Source organism: Pandoraea anhela, from assembly GCF_902459655.1.
GTDB classification, from domain to species: domain Bacteria; phylum Pseudomonadota; class Gammaproteobacteria; order Burkholderiales; family Burkholderiaceae; genus Pandoraea; species Pandoraea anhela.
In genome coordinates, this window is record NZ_CABPSB010000008.1 from 173,619 (window position 1) to 190,534 (window position 16,916).

Annotated in this window: 12 protein-coding genes; 5 read left to right on the forward strand and 7 right to left on the reverse strand. The window is 65.5% G+C overall.

The genetic code is table 11. From position 1 onward, the window contains the following. The first annotated feature begins 133 nt into the window (after positions 1-133). Positions 134-1,165 (forward strand): alpha/beta fold hydrolase, encoded by a 1,032-nt coding sequence (locus PAN31108_RS13440; RefSeq protein WP_150669357.1) that lies wholly within the window; start codon positions 134-136, stop codon positions 1,163-1,165. Positions 1,166-1,230: 65 nt separating this feature from the next. Here the strand turns inward: PAN31108_RS13440 and PAN31108_RS13445 are convergent, their stop codons facing one another. Genes PAN31108_RS13445 through PAN31108_RS13455 form a run of 3 tightly spaced genes read right to left on the reverse strand, consistent with a single transcriptional unit; the run spans position 1,231 to position 4,183 of the window. Beyond that, entirely contained in the window at positions 1,231-2,211 is a 981-nt protein-coding gene (locus PAN31108_RS13445; protein ID WP_150669358.1) for an ABC transporter substrate-binding protein, read from the reverse strand. Next, positions 2,211-2,540: a 4Fe-4S dicluster domain-containing protein gene (locus PAN31108_RS13450; RefSeq protein ID WP_150669359.1), complete on the reverse strand. Its 330-nt coding sequence runs from the start codon at positions 2,538-2,540 to the stop codon at positions 2,211-2,213. The genes PAN31108_RS13445 and PAN31108_RS13450 overlap by 1 nt, the downstream gene beginning before the upstream one ends. Continuing rightward, positions 2,537-4,183 carry an FAD-dependent oxidoreductase gene (locus PAN31108_RS13455; RefSeq protein ID WP_150669360.1) on the reverse strand — a complete coding sequence of 549 codons (1,647 nt, stop codon included), beginning with the start codon at positions 4,181-4,183 and terminating at the stop codon, positions 2,537-2,539. The genes PAN31108_RS13450 and PAN31108_RS13455 overlap by 4 nt, the downstream gene beginning before the upstream one ends. Positions 4,184-4,299: 116 nt before the next feature. Between PAN31108_RS13455 and PAN31108_RS13460 the strand changes: the two genes are divergently transcribed. The 3 genes from PAN31108_RS13460 to PAN31108_RS13470 all read left to right on the forward strand — a co-directional run bounded on the left by PAN31108_RS13460 (position 4,300) and on the right by PAN31108_RS13470 (position 9,767). Then, complete coding sequence (locus PAN31108_RS13460; RefSeq protein WP_150669361.1) at positions 4,300-5,130, forward strand: Crp/Fnr family transcriptional regulator; 831 nt, start codon at positions 4,300-4,302, stop codon at positions 5,128-5,130. Positions 5,131-5,430: 300 nt separating this feature from the next. Further along, positions 5,431-6,231 carry an amidohydrolase family protein gene (locus PAN31108_RS13465; RefSeq protein WP_150669362.1) on the forward strand — a complete coding sequence of 267 codons (801 nt, stop codon included), beginning with the start codon at positions 5,431-5,433 and terminating at the stop codon, positions 6,229-6,231. Between the two features lie 98 nt (positions 6,232-6,329). Continuing rightward, on the forward strand, positions 6,330-9,767 hold the full coding sequence (locus PAN31108_RS13470) for a hypothetical protein (protein WP_150669363.1): 3,438 nt from the start codon (positions 6,330-6,332) through the stop codon (positions 9,765-9,767). Between the two features lie 82 nt (positions 9,768-9,849). Here the strand turns inward: PAN31108_RS13470 and PAN31108_RS13475 are convergent, their stop codons facing one another. The 4 genes from PAN31108_RS13475 to PAN31108_RS13490 all read right to left on the reverse strand — a co-directional run bounded on the left by PAN31108_RS13475 (position 9,850) and on the right by PAN31108_RS13490 (position 15,863). Continuing rightward, positions 9,850-10,764 carry a SphA family protein gene (locus tag PAN31108_RS13475; protein ID WP_150669364.1) on the reverse strand — a complete coding sequence of 305 codons (915 nt, stop codon included), beginning with the start codon at positions 10,762-10,764 and terminating at the stop codon, positions 9,850-9,852. 131 nt (positions 10,765-10,895) lie between these two features. Then, on the reverse strand, positions 10,896-13,520 hold the full coding sequence (locus PAN31108_RS13480) for a fused MFS/spermidine synthase (protein ID WP_150669365.1): 2,625 nt from the start codon (positions 13,518-13,520) through the stop codon (positions 10,896-10,898). Next, on the reverse strand, positions 13,517-14,626 hold the full coding sequence (locus PAN31108_RS13485; protein WP_150669366.1) for an HAD family hydrolase: 1,110 nt from the start codon (positions 14,624-14,626) through the stop codon (positions 13,517-13,519). The genes PAN31108_RS13480 and PAN31108_RS13485 overlap by 4 nt, the downstream gene beginning before the upstream one ends. A gap of 55 nt (positions 14,627-14,681) precedes the next feature. Next, a complete protein-coding gene (locus tag PAN31108_RS13490) occupies positions 14,682-15,863 on the reverse strand; it encodes a formylglycine-generating enzyme family protein (RefSeq protein WP_150669367.1) in 1,182 nt (393 codons plus the stop codon). A gap of 441 nt (positions 15,864-16,304) precedes the next feature. On the opposite strand from PAN31108_RS13490, the gene PAN31108_RS13495 reads away from it, so the two are divergent. Then, positions 16,305-16,916, forward strand: a complete 612-nt coding sequence (locus PAN31108_RS13495) for a hypothetical protein (protein WP_150669368.1) — start codon at positions 16,305-16,307, stop codon at positions 16,914-16,916.

Sequence of the window (16,916 nt, forward strand, 5' to 3'; positions counted from 1 at the left end):
AGATATAACTACGGGCAAGCGCTCGGACCGCACGCTGAACTCACACGCTGAACGTATCGAATCAGCCCTTGAACGTGCCCACGACGCTACCCCGGCGCACACGCCGAACCATAACTCAGAGAGGTCAACAGTCATGTCGGATCCGGTCAATCTTCGCCGTCGTCGTCTTCTTGGCACGACGCTCGCGGGTGTCACGCTCGCGGAACTCGGGCTGTCGCAACTGGCGAATGCATCGCCGTCGGCAACATCAACGGTCGGTGGCCATACGTCGTTCGAGGCCATTCGCCAGATCGAGGCGGGCGACCTGAACGTCGGTTATGCCGAAGCCGGTCCGAAGGACGGCAAGGTCGTGATTCTTCTGCACGGCTGGCCGTACGACATTTACAGCTATGTGGACGTGGCGCCGCTGCTCGCGGCCGCCGGCTATCGTGTCATCGTGCCGTATCTGCGAGGCTACGGCACCACGCGCCTGCTCTCGGCCACGGCGCCGCGCAACGGTCAGCAGTCGGTCGTCGCCGCCGACGTCATCGCATTGATGGACGCGCTGAAGATCGATCAGGCCATTCTCGGCGGATACGATTGGGGCGCGCGCACGGCGAACATCGTGGCGGCCCTGTGGCCGGAGCGCGTCAAGGCGCTGGTGTCCGTGAGCGGTTATCTCATCGGCAGTCAGGCAGCCAATGCCGTGCCGTTGCCGCCGCAGGCCGAACTGCAATGGTGGTACCAGTTCTACTTCGCGACGGAGCGTGGCGCGAAGGGCTACGCCGCCAACACCGACGCGTTCAACAAGCTGATCTGGCAACTCGCCTCGCCGAAGTGGCAATTCGACGATGCGACGTATGCCCGCTCGGCAGCAGCCTTCCACAACCCGGACCACGTGGATATCGTGATTCACAACTATCGCTGGCGTCTGGGGCTGGCGCAGGGCGAGGCGCGTTTCGATGCCCTGGAGAAGCGTCTGGCCACAGCGCCCACGATTGCCGTGCCGACGATCACGATGGAGGGCGATGCGAATGGCGCCCCGCATCCGGCGCCGGCGGCATACGCGAAGAAGTTCACCGGCAAGTATCAGCACCGCGATATCGGTGGCGGCGTCGGTCACAACCTGCCGCAAGAAGCCCCGAAGGCGTTCGCCGACGCGATTCTGGAAGTGGTCTCGCTGTAAAACGGGCAGCGACGGTGCCGACGGCCGCGTCTTCGGCGGGCCGTCGGGCTGTCGCGCTGTCGCGCTCAGGTGCGCCACTGTTGCAGCGCGAAGTCGTTGCGAATCAACCGGCCGTTGAGCAGGAAACGTTTGACGCCATCGAGCAACGCGATTCCCGACGGCGGAATCGCGTCGATCGGATAGTTGGCGATGGGATGCGCAATCTTGATCGTCTCGACGGGAACCCCGCTCGTGCGCTGGTGAAAATCGAAATAAGCCGTCGGATCCCGCGCGATGTCCGCGAGCGCAGCACGTCGGGCCCGGTTCCACGCTGCGGGCAAATCCGGCGCACGCGCCAGCAGGTCGTTCGACGCCACGATGACCGACGAGCCGAGCAACTCGGGATGCTGCGTCGCTTTGTCGATGACGGGATAGCCCTGCGCGGCGAGCGTCGGTCCGAGGTCCGATGGCGCGGCGTAAGCGCCGATGGCCCCGTGTTCGAGCGCCGCGCCTGCATCGCGACCGAGCATGTGGACGACACGTACCCGACCGTTGAGCCCTGCGCCGTCGAGCACACCGAGCAGATAGCGGTGGATGTACGAGCCGAGCGGCACACCCACGGTCTTGCCTTCGAGCGCCTTGACGTTCGCCGCGCCGCCGCGCGGTGTCAGCAGCCATGCCGCCAGACCGATCTCCTCGAACCCGATCAGGCGCGCCTTGAGACCTTGCGAGCGTGCCACGACTGCCGGGGTATCGCCGTAGATACCGACGTCGAGCGTGCCGGAGAAGAACGCTTCGTTCAGGTCCGGGCCGTTCGCGAACATGTCGAAACGGGCGTTATCGAAGCCCAGCGGCGCCAACTCCCGCAGCAGATAGCCGCGATCGAGCGCGTAACCCGTCGGGGCCGCCGGGGCGCGGGCCGGGCCGATCACGCCGAAGCGCAGCGTCTTGCCGTTGCCGGTTGCGGCGCGAACGCCGCTGCCGGCGAGCAGGAGACTTCCGGCTGCTGCGCGCTTCAGAAGCGTGCGGCGCACGCGGGATACGTCGGATCGGGTGTTTTTCGTCATCAATGTGCCTTCGTCAACAGAACATAACTGGCGTCGAGCGACGCGGTGGAGTGCCGGCCCGGCCCCCAACCGACGGCGTCGCGGTAGCTGCCCCAGGTCGCATCGCGCAGCACTTGCGCGTGCTCGGCACCGGCCGGGCGGTCGGCTTGCGGGGCGACGAAGAGGGCGTCTTCGGGGCAGTAGAGTTCGCACATGAAACAGGTCTGGCAGTCGTCCTGACGGGCGATGCGGGGGATGCCCCCCGAGACGGCATCGAAGACGTTGGTCGGGCAGGCCCGCACGCAAATGTTGCAGCCCGTGCAGCGGGCCTCGTTCACGATCTCGATCATGCGGCGACTCCTTGCAGCACGAGCTTCTGGGTCGGGGGCGCCGCGACCGGATGCTTGCGCACCCACACCTCGTCGAGCCCGCCGCTCAGCAAGCGGTGATGCTGCGTGTCGTCCGTGGTGGTGTACTCCACGCGCCGATGCATGCCGCGTGTCTCCGTGCGTTGCCGAGCGCTGCGGTACATCCAGCGCGCCGTGGCGAGCATGGCGGCAGCCTCTCGCGCCCGCACGGCGTCCTGCGCGTTGCGCACCGGGGCGCTTGCGCGCAGGCGTGTCCACAAGGTGTCGAGCCGTCTGAGCGAATCGTCGAGCCGGTCGGCGCTGCGCCACCAGTTGCGCTCGAACGGGAAGACTTCGTCCTGCACGGCTCGCACGATCTGAGCGCTGTCGATGTCGGCCTGCCCGGCCGTTTCCTGCAACGTGACGCCCCCCGTGTGATACCGCGCGGCGGATGGCGCGCGACGATGGTCTTTCGCAAACGTGGCGGCCCCGGCGCCTGCCCAGAACCCGGACGACATGGCCCATGCGGCGTTGTGGCTGCCGCCGCCGGTGAAGCCGCCGCAGATCAGTTCGCGGGTGGCCGCATCGCCGGCGGCGTACAGGCCTGCCACCGAGGTGGCGCAGTCGTCACCGGTGACATGGAGTCCGCCGGTGCCGCGCACCGTGCCTTCCAGTCGCAGCGTCACAGGGAAGTGCTGCGTGAAGGGGTCGATGCCCAGCCGGTCGAACGGCAGGAAGAAGTTCGGCTGGGCCGTGCGCATCCAGGCGCGCACCTGTTCATCGGCCTGATCCAGACAGCCGAACACTTTGCCTGTGGACAGCTCGCGGGCGATGACGCCGCGTCCGCGCGCCGAACCGGCGCCTTCGATCTTCTGGCCGGCTTCGTCGTAGAACGTCGCCCACTTGTAGAACATCGATTTGGTGACGGACGCGAAGGCGGGACCCAGACCATAGGCGTTCGAAAATTCCATGCCGGATAGTTCGGCACCGGCTTCGGCGGCCATTAACTGACCGTCGCCGGTGAGCACATTGCAGCCGAGCGCGCGGCTCAGAAAGGCGCAGCCGCCGGTCGCGATCACCACGGCGCCTGCGCGCACCTGCCAGGTTTCACCGGTCTGACGATTGACGCCGGTCGCCCCGGCGACCGTTCCCTCATCGTCGACCAGCAGTTCCAGCGCGGGGCTGTGATCGAGAATGCGCGCGCCGCTCTCCTTCACGCGCTTTCGCATGAGCCGCATGTACTCCGGCCCTTGTACGGACGTGCGTTGCGACTGCCCGAGTTCGTCGACCGGGAACGGATAGCCCCAGTCGGCCAGTTGCTGGATGTTGTCCCATGTCTGATCGAGTACACGATCCATCCATTCGTGTTCGGCGAGCCGGCCCCCCATTTCGAAGCGGCTCGCCTTGGCGCGCTCGCGCGCCTCGCCGTCGTCCGGCACATACCAGACGGCGGTACCCGAAGGCGCCGTCGCGCCGGACGTGCCGCAATAGCCTTTGTCCGCCAACACGACCCTGGCGCCCCTGGCGGCAGCACTGATCGCGGCCCATGTGCCGGCGGGACCACCGCCGATGACCAGAACGTCGACGTCGTGGCGCTTGCCTGCGAAGGCGTCGGTCGCCTTGCGTCGTGTCGCTTTTTGCGTCATTTCCATTCACTCCTGAGTCGAATTTCCATATGCCGATTCATTCCTAGCGTGGGGGACGAAACGCGGTACGGTGGACGATCCCGTCGGCCTTCCCCCAAAACTCAATACGCGGCGTCATGCAGTCACCTTCCTCGCTTTCCCCCGCATCGCCTGCCAGCTATGCCAACGCAGGTCAGGACATCGCCGTTCAGGCGGCCTCCCATTTGCCGTTGCGCTCCCATGGGCGCGATCTTTCCGCGCAGCAACGCCGCATCGTCTGGACCGCGTTTCGCAACAATGCCGCCCTGCAAACATGGTCCGACGAGGTGCTCGGCGCGTTAATCGACGCGGGCCATTTACAGACGTACCCCGACGGCGCGCTCATTTACGCAGCGGGCGACCCGTGTCCGGACATCCACGTCATTCTCTCGGGCGTGCTCGAATGGGAATGGACCAGCCCCGACGGCGGCCGCGCCGTCGAAGACTTCATTCCGCCCGGCGAAGTCGCCAACTTCATCGCGGTGCTCACCGGCGAGACGTCGGTGCATCATCAGCGTGCCCGGGGGCTCACCCGGTTGTTTCATATTCCTGCCCGGGCGCTCAACGCCCAGTTCTCACGCGACCCCACGCTCACGGCATCGCTGCTGCGGCTGATCGCCGCCCGGGCACGCGGCTTGCACGACCGCCTCGGCCGTCATAGCCTCGCGCCGTTTCGCGCCCGTCTCGCGTACCAACTGCTCGCCCTCGCACGACGATACGGCGTGCCCGAGGCGCAGGGCGTCACCCTGAGCCTGCGGCTGTCTCAGGAGGATCTGGCCGCCTTGCTGATGGCTTCGCGTCAATATCTGAACCGGGAATTCCGCTGGTTCCTCGAGCGGCAACTCGTCCGTGTGCATTACGGGCGCATCACGTTGCTGGACATGCAGACGTTGCAAGCGATCAGCGAGGGCAGGGAAGGTCGGCCCTGACAGACGTCACAGAACCATTGTGGGCGCGGGCGCGCCGTGCGATCTGTCGTCAACCCGACAGTGTTTCGCGTGATTTCTTCTACCGAAAGCGTGGGATTCGCTATGGCGCACCACTTCGGTGCCGTGGGGGCGTCGTGAGGGCGTTTTGAGGGGGCGCAATCGGTGCATTTCGGCCCATTGTCAACCGGTGTTCGGGTCCTGCGCAAAAGCTTCGGATTGCTGTTGAGGTCAAGATTTGAGAGTCGATACATTGGTTTCGCAGGCATGAATAACCATAAGATTCTGTGACCGAGAGATTCCATGACAAAAACGGCATTGAGCACGCGCGGTACCAGCCTTGCCACCCCTAGCCACGACACGGGATCCACATCGGCCAGCACACCTCACTCACAGCCTCAGGCGCCTGCAACGCAAAATCGTGGCAACGGCCTGAACGGGCTGGTGAATCTGCTGGAGATGGCGGGTGTGGTCGGCATGCCGGTTGTTCTGCACTGCGATATCGATAATCTCCATGCCCAGATTGCCGACGCGCAGCACGAGCACCTGCCGGAGCGTCTGCCGGAGAACTTCGAGGGGTTGGTCCAACTCTTCTCCAATCCGCGTCTGAAGGACACGAACATCATCTGGGCGCATGGCGGCGGCCTGGGGCGTTTCGTGCAACAGGGCCCCAAGCATCTCGAATTGCTCGAAGGGGTGTTGAAGCAGTGTCCGAACTTGTTCCTCGACATCTCGTGGAGCGAAGTCGCAAAGCAGGTCAACAACCCCGAGACGAAGGCGGCGTGGGTCAAGTTCCTGGAGAACAACAGCACCCGCATTTGCTTCGGATCGGACACGCTTGCCCCGGCCAACGTCGAAAAATGGAACGAGACGAAGAAGATGTATACCGAGGTGCTTGCCCAGTTGTCGCCGCAAGCGAAGGAAAACATCCTGAACCACACGTACGAGAACGTCATCTCGGGCGCGCGGGACAAGGTGCGCGACTTCGAAGAGAAGGTGCTCACGCCGGAGTTCTACCAGAAGCACCTCATCAATCCGAACGCCGAGCAACCCCTGAGCGCCGCCACCGTGCGTGCCGAGGCGCAAGCCGCTCGCGCCGCGTGATCGCGTCGGGTTGTGGTTTCATCTGACATCGTTTTTCCCCTGAAGTCTCCGCGACGCTTTCACGGCGTCGCGGAGCGCGACCTCATACGGAGGCAATTGTGAGTTTCGAACTGAGGAAGCTGGGCAGCTTTTTGACAGGCCACGCCACTGCACCCGGCGACAACAAGAATTCATCTCAGCCGGCGCCTGCCGTGGAGGGCAGCACCCGCGAGAGTTCGCCGTCGCTGTCCGGTCTGAGCGGCCTGAACGGTCGCAGACAGGCCACCCAAGGGAACGACGCTACGCCCGCCAAGGGCAAAAGCGGCATGCGCGCCCAACTGAGCCGTGTCAAGGAGCAGATGCAGAGCGGTGCGTACAAGCACGGTTTCGGTATCTCGCAAACTAGCCGATCGATAACACCGTTCCACACCCTGACGTCGTCCGCGAAGCCCAAGATGCAGAGTGTGGTGCGTAACGAGGGCAAGGACGCCCCTCCGGTGCCCAAGACGCTGGCCGCCCAGATGGCCGACGCGGCCCTGGCGAGCGCGCGTCCCGACGCCACGCCCAGCGGTGCGCTCCGGAAGCTCGATTCCGCAGCGGAGCTGTCGCGTGTGCTCGACAGACATTTTCAGGGAACGCCGGCGGAGAAGCAGCGGCTCACCGCCACGCTCGGCGGCATTCGCGAGACGGCGCAACTCAGTCATGCGGAAACGGCCTTGCTGGCCAAATCGCTGGCGATTGCGTTCCCTTCGGCAGACAAGGCCGTAGACGCGCTGACCGGACTGCGCGACTTGCACGTGGTCGACGATATTCTTCGTCCGTCGCCGGACTTCCATGGCGCCTCGGCGGCGAACAAGGCGGGCTGGCAGTTCGCGGCAAAGCTGGCCGACGTCGAGGGCGGTATCGGCCTGTCGCTGTTGCATAAGGTGTCGTCCCACGCCGGCGGCGCAGACGGAAAGCCCGCCGCCATGACCGAAGCGCAGGGCGGCTTGGTGCTGGCCTATCTGCGCGCGGCATCCGAGGTGGCGCGCGCGGCTGGCAGCGACCGTGTAGACCCGGCGGCAATCTACGGACAGGGAGCGATCGCCACCGCCGTGCGTGCGGTGAAGGGCAGCGGCGATGGCGGCGGTGCAGCGTGGCCGGGCCGCGCCGGCACGGCCACGCCGGCAGGTGTGACCCTCACGTTGGCGGAAAAGGCGCTGCTCGCCGTGCACGACGAACTCGATCCGGCCATCACGGCGCGCCACGGTTGTGCCTTCGCGGTCCAGATGGTGCGCGGAGGTATGGTGACCGATGCGCGTCGCAGCGCCGACGGCACCCCCAGCGAGTTTCATCGCGTGGAATCGCGCGCGGCCAAGAGTTGCGGCAAGCATGTGGATCGTGCGCTGCGCAGCGGCACGAGCAACGTGCTGACGTCGTTGCTCAAACGCTTCGGGCTGCATCAGGGCAAGAGCCCTTACCACGCCTACAACGCTGTCATCTCGTCGGATGGCCAAAACATCGGTTTCGGCTTGTCGCATAAGGGCGGCATCCATGAGGGGCGCGCCGTCAAAGACATGATGGACGTGCTTGAAGGCGCGCTGAAGCAAAGCGGCGGTCCGGGGCAACGGCCCCTGCTGGAGGCGGACGGCAAGACGGCGACGTCGTCGCCCGACGACGCGACGTTACGCAGCCTTGTTCGGCTCGCCGTGTTGCAGGCCGTCAAGGCGAACACGGTGTTGCTGCCGCGATATGCGCGCGGGGACGAACCCACCCCCCAGATGCGCGACGCCGCGCGTGCGGGCGTGTTGGGCATGATCCGTCAGGAGGCGAGCAGCAGCGCGACGACGGGAGATGCGCTCGCACAGCGCGTGGACAAGATGCTCGACGAGGAAAGCGGGCGCATGACGCCTGCCGCGTTGTTGCAATGGGCGGCAGACGCGGGCGGCCCTGCGGACGAGGCTGCGCTCGCAACACACGTCGGCAAAGCCGCTCGGCAAGGGCAACCCGACTGGGCGATGTTCGCGAAGGGCTTCGACCTCGCCGCGAGCAACGCGCGGCCGGTGGTCGAAACCCCCTCGATCAAGGGCGCGACGCGTGAAGACGTCGCTACCGTGCTTGCCGACATGGTGCGCGGCGAAGAACTCGGTTCGGGCTTCTCGATGACCAACGGCGGATACACGCAAGGCACCACGCGCGGCGTTTCCGAAATCATCTCCGGCATTCTCACCGTTGGCACGGGATCGGTGCGCATCGACCTCGGCGGGGGACGCAAGCGCTACGTCACGTTTGAATCGGGTGTCGGCACCGATCGCAGCTACATTCGCATGGGCGTCGCCACGGTGGCGCAGGGCCAAGGCGGCGCGGGCGGCTCGATTGGCCCGCATATCGCCGCCTCTCATGATCTCAAGGTGTCGGCCTCTGCCGGCGCCGATCTTCAACAGGCATACGAAGACGTTCACTACGAGGGCGCCGTGTTCGGCTTCCCCCGACATCTCTCGGGGGGCGTCGGCGGCGACCGCGATCTGGCCGAGCAGAAGGCCAAGCTCGTGGCCCTGTTGCTCGACGTGGCCGGCGGCGGGAATGGGCGTGGTGACGAGACGTTGCAGCGTCCCGGCAACAAGGAGGATCAGGGGTCGCTGGTCAAGGCGGCCTATCAGGCCTTCGGCGACCGGATCTCGGTCGGTCGCTTCGAGATCACCGGCCCGACGCACACCACGACCGGGAGCGTGAACGGCGGCATCGGCATTACGGCTGGCCATTTCAACCTCGGCCCCAATATTCGTCTGTCCGGTCAGATGAAGATCGGTGCGACGAACTATCAGGACCTCTCCGGCACGCTGAAGACCGTCAAGACGGCCGACGCACACACGTTCAAGGCGAGTGTGGACGGCACCGTGGCGACGTTCAGCGGTCTGATCACCGAGCACCTGACGCATTCCGCCACCGAGGCGGCGTCGCATTCGGTGGGGGCGCATCTGACGGGATTTACGCAGTTGGTGGCAGGCCGGGTCGGCGCCGGTTCGATGGACTTCTTCAAGTGCGGCGAGACCCGTTCGACCAACCGCATTCTGGTGGACGGCAAACAGTTGCCCACGAGTTGTGCGGTCACGACGTACAACGATCCGGCGTCGTTCGTCGGCGCGTTGTCCGAGGACTTTCACGGTTTTGCGGACGACAAGTCGAAGAAGTTCTTCGGGGCGCGCCACGCGAGGGCGGCCGACGAGTCCGTGGAGATCGAAAAGCGGGTGCTGGGGGAGTTCGCCGGCGAAGTCCTGGCGCAGCGCGACCTCACGGCCGCGCCGCAGTTGTACTGGGAGTGGGGCGCACATGTCGACACCGTGAACCTGCTCGCGGCGGACGCAGACCTCTCTCGCAAGCTCAACGACACGCCACGTGCGGCCGAAGCCGAGCGCGACATGCAGCGCATTCACCAGGATCCGGCCTATCGCGAAGGGCGCTTCATCATCAATGCTAACGTGCAGTCCACGAGCGATACGAAGGGGATCAACGGGTTGCTGGGCATTACGCACAACGTGGAAAACCGCGTGAGCGAGCAATCGTTGCGATTCAGTTGATGCGCCGTCGCGCGTCTGACAGGCTCGTGAGGACATGAGGTGCCCGCAATGGCGGCTACCGGCCACCGTTGCGGCGCCTCGCTCAGAACACGAGGGTGGCGGTCGCCATGAAGGTCTTCGTACTCTTCAGGCGATTCGTCGCGGTGATGGTCGGCACCCAGCGCGCCGAGAACGACAGCGGATGTTTGCCGTCGAGCTTCGTGTCGTAAGTCACGATCGGCCCGAGCGAGAAGTCGTGCCCCCGGAAGCCGTTCAATTGATCGGCCGTGGGGCCGCTGTCGCCGCCCAGTTGCTGGGTCGTCCCCATGACCAGCCCGACACCCAGCCCGTTCGAAAATTTCTTCAACCCCATGACGTCGAGCGTGAATAGCGGTGCGTTCTGATAGTCCGTGGCGGTGTTGCGCGTGTAGAACTGCACGCCGGCGATCACATCGAATTCCAGATCGTAGGCGGGCACGAACCTGGTGTACGCCACCTGTGGAATGAACGTCCAGTTATTCAGGCTGGGGTTTGCGAGCGCGTTCGGATCGTAGCGCCCGGTCGGCGCCCAGATCGCGACCGAGAACGACATGTGGTCCGTCTTCGAGAAGTGATAGCCGGCGATGATCGGGGTGAACGTGATGTCGAACAGGTTCGATGCGTTCTGCGATGTGCTTGCGCTTCCCCCTCTGCCGCCGCTTAGCGTCGCCGTCGTTTTCGCCCAGAGATACGGCAGCGTAAAGCTCGACGCGAAGTTCCATGCGCCCGTGCCGGTGTCCCATGTCTTCATCAGCGTGGCGAGCGTGAACGACAGTTCGCCGTCCAGACCCAGCGACGTTTTGCCCGCGATCGGCACCTGACGGCTGCCGCCGATGTTGCCGTCGAAGTAGATCTCCGCGATGTTGACCGCCCAGATCGGCTCCGGGGAAACCACGCCCGCATTGGGCTGCACGCCGGTGCCGCTGACCGGCCGTCCGAGTGCGCCCTCCGTTGCGTGAGCGCACGGCATTACTGTCATGAGCGCCAGGAGTGCCGGCAGCGCAGCGCGGCGCGTCACTGACGCCCCCACGCATGGGCGCGCTGCACCGCAATTCGTGGTTGACGCTTCAGACGGTCGGCGCGATAGCGGCATGTCGATGGTCTCGGACATCATTGGCGGGAAGGGGGGCTGCGATCGTCGCGATCTTCGCGCTCGCTGGCGAACCAGCGGAAGTACGGATTGTCGCCGTCCAGTTGCATGGCCAGACGGATCTGACGCGCCCACGTATCGCGGTCGCCATCGAGCGCGGCCAGCGATGCGCCGTAGAACGCACGCAACGCGTCGCGTGAGCGGGTGAGTTCGGTCATGAGCGCCTCGTCTGCGCCCACGACGGGCGGATCGCTCTGCAAGGCGAGCAGATGGCGCAACGTCGGTGCGAAGGCCTGACGTCCGACCCACGGCGCGTATTCGATTCCCGGGCGGTTGTCGGTAACGGGGCGGGTGTCTTCCACGTAGTAAGCAAGCCCCGGGCGATCGGTGATCCAGGTGGCCAGTAAGGCCCCCGCCGAATCGATACCGACCTCCGTGAGTGCCTGAGCGACGCCGGATTGCGCGAAGCGCTGACGAATCGAGGCGGCGTCGAGCACCAATGGCGTCTGTCCGCCGACGAGCAGCATCTCGTGCAATTCGGTGGTCCAGAGGCTGGCATGCGGGAAGACGGTGATGAAGCTCGCGATCAGCGCCTTCGTCTCGGCTTCGTTTTGCGTGGGCAGCGGCAGCCATTGCGCCACCACGCCGCCCTCACGCAACCGTGACGAGGCCAATCGGTAGAAGTCGGTGGAATAGAGGTTCGCCACACCCGCCGCGCTCGGTGGCGGCGGCTCCAGCGTGATCAGGTCGTAGCGCTCGGGGCTGCGCAGCAGCGCACGGCGGCCGTCCTGAACCCGGATGTCCATACGTTTGTCGTCGGCCACGGCGTAATTTCCCTTGAAATGGGACGACGCCCGCACCACGCCCGGCAGCAATTCGGCGGTGACGCGCTGCGTCAGCCCCGGATACTGCAACAGCGCCCCGGCTGTGATACCGGTGCCGAGGCCGATCACGAGTGCGCTTTTCGGCTGGCTCTGCCCGACGACGAGCGGCAGCAATGCCTGAAGCCGCATATAGCGCAACGACGTCATGGCGTCGCCCGAGTTCGATACGCCCTGAATATAGAGACGGTCGAACCGGTGGGTGCCCGAAGACTGACGCAGCACCGCAACCGTTGCCCCGCGTCCCTCTTCGTAGAACCGCAGCTCCCCGCCGCGCGCCTCGGCGAGGAGGGTGGCCAGCCGTTGTGGGGGCGTCGCGAGGGCCGCCGCACATAGCAGGAGGGGCAGCGCAACGACCGCGCCGCGTGTCGCGCGGCCCACGCCGGCGCCGCGCCAGACGGCGATCAGCGCCACGACGCACGCCACGCCTGCCAGCACCCCCAGTGTGCGTACGAGACCGAGCGACGGCACCAGCCAGAAGCCAGTGATCAGTGAGCCGACGATGCCGCCCGCCGTGTTGAGCGCGACGACGCGTCCGACGCCACTGCCGACATACCCGGCATCGACAGCCAGACGCAGCACGTACGGGAAAGCCGCGCCGAGCAGCAGCGTCGGCAGGAAGACGATCCCGAGGCCTGCGACCAGAAAGCGTGCACACATGGCCAGCGTGGGGCTCTGCGTCGCGGCGTAGGCGGCACTCGCCAGTTTGGCTTGCGCGAGAAAGATCCAGTCGCCCAGCCCGTAAAGCGTGATCGCGGCGACGACGCCTGCGCTCGCGATGAGGGTGGCGAACACGCCCCACGGATCGCGCGAGCGCTCCACCCGGCGCGAGACGAGCGCACTGCCCAGCGTCAGGCCGCACAGATAAGTCGCGAGCACGATGGCGAAGGCAAACGCGCGCGTGCTGATGAACTGGACGATGGCCTGCGACCACATGACTTCGTAACCGAGCGCCACGCCGCCCGCCGCTGCGTACAACCAGACGGCCAACGCGCCGCGGCGCCGTGCTGCCAAGGCTTCGCCGGCCGAGGGCAGCACGTCGCTCTCGATGCTGACCGGTGCGAACGGCAATGTGGCCGTCGCGCTGCGCGCCGCGACGAGCGCCCCGAGCGCGAGCAGCACGTTCACGGCGGCCGCCGCAATGGCCGCGCCCTGAATGCCGAACGAAGGTATCAGCCAGAACGGCACGGCGAGCACACCGATGACCGCCCCGACCGTGTTGGCGGCATAAAGTCGCGCGCCGACGCGCCCGATATGCCCGTCGAGCGTGCCGCGCGAGCGCATGAGCACGGGTAGCGTGCCGCCCATGAAGACGGCGGGCAGACCGACGAGGACAAACGGCAGCGCCCACGCGACGACGCCCACATGCGCTTCGAGCCAGACGAACGGCGCGGCGGCCCGCGCAAGGATCAGGGTGCTGACGACGGCGCTCAGCGCCACGGCCACTTCCAGCGCGGCGTAGAGCCGCATCGGGTTGCGCACGGCGTCGGCACGACGTCCGAAATACCAGCCGCCATAGGCCAGTCCGCCGAAAAAGGCGCTGATGGCAATGGACACGGCATGGACTTCCACACCCACGACGAGCGAGAGTTGCCGGATCCACAGCATCTGGAAGACGAGGGCCGATGCCCCGGAGAGCACCAGCAGCAACGCGGGCCATGCGAGCGAGGGCGCGGTGGTCTTGGCGTACGCCGTGGACTGGCGATGTTGCCTGTCCGCCGAGGGGCGCGCAACGCCGGTCAATGCCAGGGTTTTCCGCGTCATTGCGATGCGGCCGGGGTGGTCGGGGTGGCCGGAGTGGTTGGGGGGGGCGGGAACACGGTGGCCCAGTCGTCCTTCATGCTCACGACCGTCCAGCCCCGGGCGAGGGCGGCGTCCCATGCCCGGTCGAGCTTGCCGATCTTCGACTTGCGGTCGTAAGCGAATTCCCGCACGGCGTCGTCGTGATGCACGAGCAGGGCCAGATGAGGGCCTTTGCCGGTGGTCGTATATTCGAGCATCTGGAGATCGCCGTCGGAATTGCCGAACGCGAGAATCGGTTTGCGGCCGATACGCCGATAAATGCCCACGGGCTTGCCGGGACCGTCGTCGACGAAGTCGATCTTGGGTTGGCGAATGAGTTGCCCCCGTGCATCGCGGCTCTCGTACTTCACGCTTTCCTCCGTGCCGATGACCTGCTCCGGCGGCACGCCGTACACGCGCTCGACCCAGGCCCGCATGAACTGCGTCGTGCCGCCGGAGACAATGTACGTCTTGAAGCCGTGTTGTCGCAGATACGCGAGCAATTCGAGTTGCGGCTGGAACACCAGCGATGAATAGGGGCGATGCAGCGTGGGGTGACGGGCGGACGCCAGCCATGCCTCGATGCGCCGGTCGTACGCCTCGACGCTCATGCCGCTGTTGGCCGTCGCGAGCAATTGCAGCAGCGGTTTCTTCTGCGCGCTCAGGGCCGCGGTGTCGCCTGCCATCAGGGCGCGAAACGCCGGATTCTGTTTCCACTCGGGATGCGAAGCCGCTTGCGCCTTCACCTGATCGATCATGAAGGCGAGTTGGAAGTACAGCGGTTGTTCGCTCCACAACGTGCCGTCGTTATCGAATACGGCAATCCGCTCGACGGGCGGCACATAGGTTGTCGATCCCTCGCGGGTCACTTCGGAGACGAAGCGCACGATGGCTTGCTTCGCGGCAGTGTCGCGCCATGACGGTAGCGCTGCGGCAACCGTTGCGGGCGAGGCTGCCGGGTTTGCCGCCGACTGTGCTGTCGACGGATGCGATGCGCTCGAGGTCGGCGCGGTGGTGCATGCCGTGAGCGACAGGGCAAGCGCAGCGGCAATGGCGGCGAACGTTGCGCGCAAAGCGGATCTCTCCATCCTCATCCTCGTTTGTCGTGATGGTGCTTGGGTATCGATGCCGATGAGCAACGCCTCAGCGTGCGGGCGTGTTGGCGGCGAGCTTGTCTTGCGAAGCGCGCCGCGACGCCTGCCAGGCGCTCTCGTCCATGACCAGACGAAAACCCAGATGCGACATGCTGTTGTAGGGGTCGGTGCCGCGCCGTGCACTGGGTCGGTAGCTCAGGCAATACGCCTCGTTGCACAGGAACGAACCGCCGCGCGTGACGCGCTTGGGTGCCTGCACCGGGACGCCGGGGTCGGCCGGATCCCAGGAGTCGGATGGTCCGGTCGGGTTGTCGGCGAGCTTGCTTGCTGCGGCTTCGCGCCGGAACTGATCGGCGCGATACCAGTCTGCGACCCATTGCCATGCGTTGCCGGTCATATCCGACAGGCCATAGCCGTTCGGCGGGAACGTGCCCACGGGACTGGTGCCCACAGCGCCGCCTGCCTTCGGATTGACGACCGGGAACGGCTGCGGCTGCCCGCCTTCCCAGACATTGGCCATTTGCTTGCCGTCTGGCGCGAAGGTCTCCCCCCATGCGTACGTCGCCTGCTCAAGACCACCGCGTGCGGCGAACTCCCACTCGGCTTCGGTCGGCAGCCGCTTGCCTGCCCATCGGGCGTAGGCCTGTGCGTCTTCGTAGGAGACCTGAACGACCGGGTGGTCGTCTTTGCCCGCGATATGGGTGCCCGGCCCGCCGGGATGACGCCAGTCGGCGCCGGGTACGAAGCGCCACCAACGCGAGTAATCCTGCAAGGGCACCGGCTTGTCGGTACCGACGAACACCATCGCACCGGCGACCATTGCGCTATCGGGCGGGCGTGGGGTGCCCGGGGGCAACTGAACACGCAGCGTTTCCCACTCGGGTTTGCGTTCTGCGGTCGTGACATAGCCGGTTTCGTCGACGAAGCGGCGGAACTGGGCGTTCGTGACGTGATGGGCATCCATCCAGAAACCATGCACGCGTGCCGGGTGCGCAGGCTTCTCATTGGCCTGCGCCATGCGGCTGTCGCTACCCATCAGAAATTGCCCGCCGGGGATCCAGGCCATGCCTTCGGGGCCCCGAATGCCGTCACCGATGACGATCTTGACGTCGTGCGCGGCAGACGCCCGGTTGCGACTCATTGCCCACGACATCGCCCCGCCGGCGGCGACCGAGACGCCGAGGGCGGCACCGGCCCACAGCAGGAATCTGCGCCGATCTCGTGTCGGCATCGACTGTGCAATGCCCTGCGGCCTGACTGTCGAAGTGTCTTGGTGCGTGATTCGTTTGCGTCGTGACATGTCCCGAAACTCCCGCCTCCTGCAATAGGCACCGGCATATTCCGCTCGAAGACCAAAGTCATTCGAATCGTCATCCTCAGAATTGGCTTCAAGACTATTATTTAATTTGATTCCGCACAATTGAAATTTGCGATTTATTCGAATTAATATTTGACGCGAATGTGTTGTTTGCTTAATGTTTTTCTGCTATTGGGATGCTGCGAATGGTGGTGAATCGTTTTTAAAGTAATTTAAATTATCGATTCTCGTGAATTTGCAATCGAATGGTTCAAAAAATACTCATGACGTATCCGGCGGCGCAAGGCGGGCGAGGCGATACCGCAACTGCCGTGCGGCGAAACGAAGCCGGCCCAATCGCGAAGAGGAGCCCCGATGCCACGTTCTTCCCCGCACTTCGACCGCGTTACGCTGGGCCTGTTGCATGCAGCGGCCCGGCAAGCCCACGCGACCCACCACGATTCGAAAACCGCGTTTCTTGAGCAGTTCATTCGCGACGCGCTAAGCACGACGCGCCGGTTGCATAGTGCGCAGACGTATTTGCGGCTGCTCGCAGAGGCGGGCGTCGAGCGCTTGCCGAGTGCCGGGACGGTGCAGCGAGCCATCACGCGGGTCCGCAATGGCATGACGGGCGCAGCGCAGGCCGGCGCTGTCGATCCGAAGGCCGCCGGGCACGCAACGACGCTCGACGCAACGCAGCAGGCGTTGGCGCAGCACGTGGCATGGGCGATGGCGCTGCTCAGTCCGGAGGGCGGTGGCGCGCTGTCGACGAGTCACGCCGGTGAGCTGCCGTTCGATGCGGCGCACGCCTATTGTCGTTTGCAGCGTCTGGAAGGGGAGAATCGCGCTTTGCGGGTTCGGGCCGAAACCCTGACCGCGATGCTGATGGCCGCCCGGGTGGCGTTGGCCGAAGCGCTCAGCCATCCCGGGCGGCGCAGCGCCGGCGAATGGTCGGACCTCGCCGGCCCTGCGGGTCTGCCGGAGTAG

Bases quoted from the DNA above. Each gene is read 5' to 3' on its own strand.
- PAN31108_RS13440 (WP_150669357.1), top strand. From the start codon at position 134: ATGTCGGATCCGGTCAATCTTCGCCGTCGTCGTCTTCTTGGCACGACG.
- PAN31108_RS13445 (WP_150669358.1), bottom strand. From the start codon at position 2,211: ATGACGAAAAACACCCGATCCGACGTATCCCGCGTGCGCCGCACGCTT.
- PAN31108_RS13450 (WP_150669359.1), bottom strand. From the start codon at position 2,540: ATGATCGAGATCGTGAACGAGGCCCGCTGCACGGGCTGCAACATTTGC.
- PAN31108_RS13455 (WP_150669360.1), bottom strand. From the start codon at position 4,183: ATGACGCAAAAAGCGACACGACGCAAGGCGACCGACGCCTTCGCAGGC.
- PAN31108_RS13460 (WP_150669361.1), top strand. From the start codon at position 4,300: ATGCAGTCACCTTCCTCGCTTTCCCCCGCATCGCCTGCCAGCTATGCC.
- PAN31108_RS13465 (WP_150669362.1), top strand. From the start codon at position 5,431: ATGACAAAAACGGCATTGAGCACGCGCGGTACCAGCCTTGCCACCCCT.
- PAN31108_RS13475 (WP_150669364.1), bottom strand. From the start codon at position 10,764: ATGACAGTAATGCCGTGCGCTCACGCAACGGAGGGCGCACTCGGACGG.
- PAN31108_RS13480 (WP_150669365.1), bottom strand. From the start codon at position 13,520: ATGACGCGGAAAACCCTGGCATTGACCGGCGTTGCGCGCCCCTCGGCG.
- PAN31108_RS13485 (WP_150669366.1), bottom strand. From the start codon at position 14,626: ATGGAGAGATCCGCTTTGCGCGCAACGTTCGCCGCCATTGCCGCTGCG.
- PAN31108_RS13490 (WP_150669367.1), bottom strand. From the start codon at position 15,863: ATGCCGACACGAGATCGGCGCAGATTCCTGCTGTGGGCCGGTGCCGCC.
- PAN31108_RS13495 (WP_150669368.1), top strand. From the start codon at position 16,305: ATGCCACGTTCTTCCCCGCACTTCGACCGCGTTACGCTGGGCCTGTTG.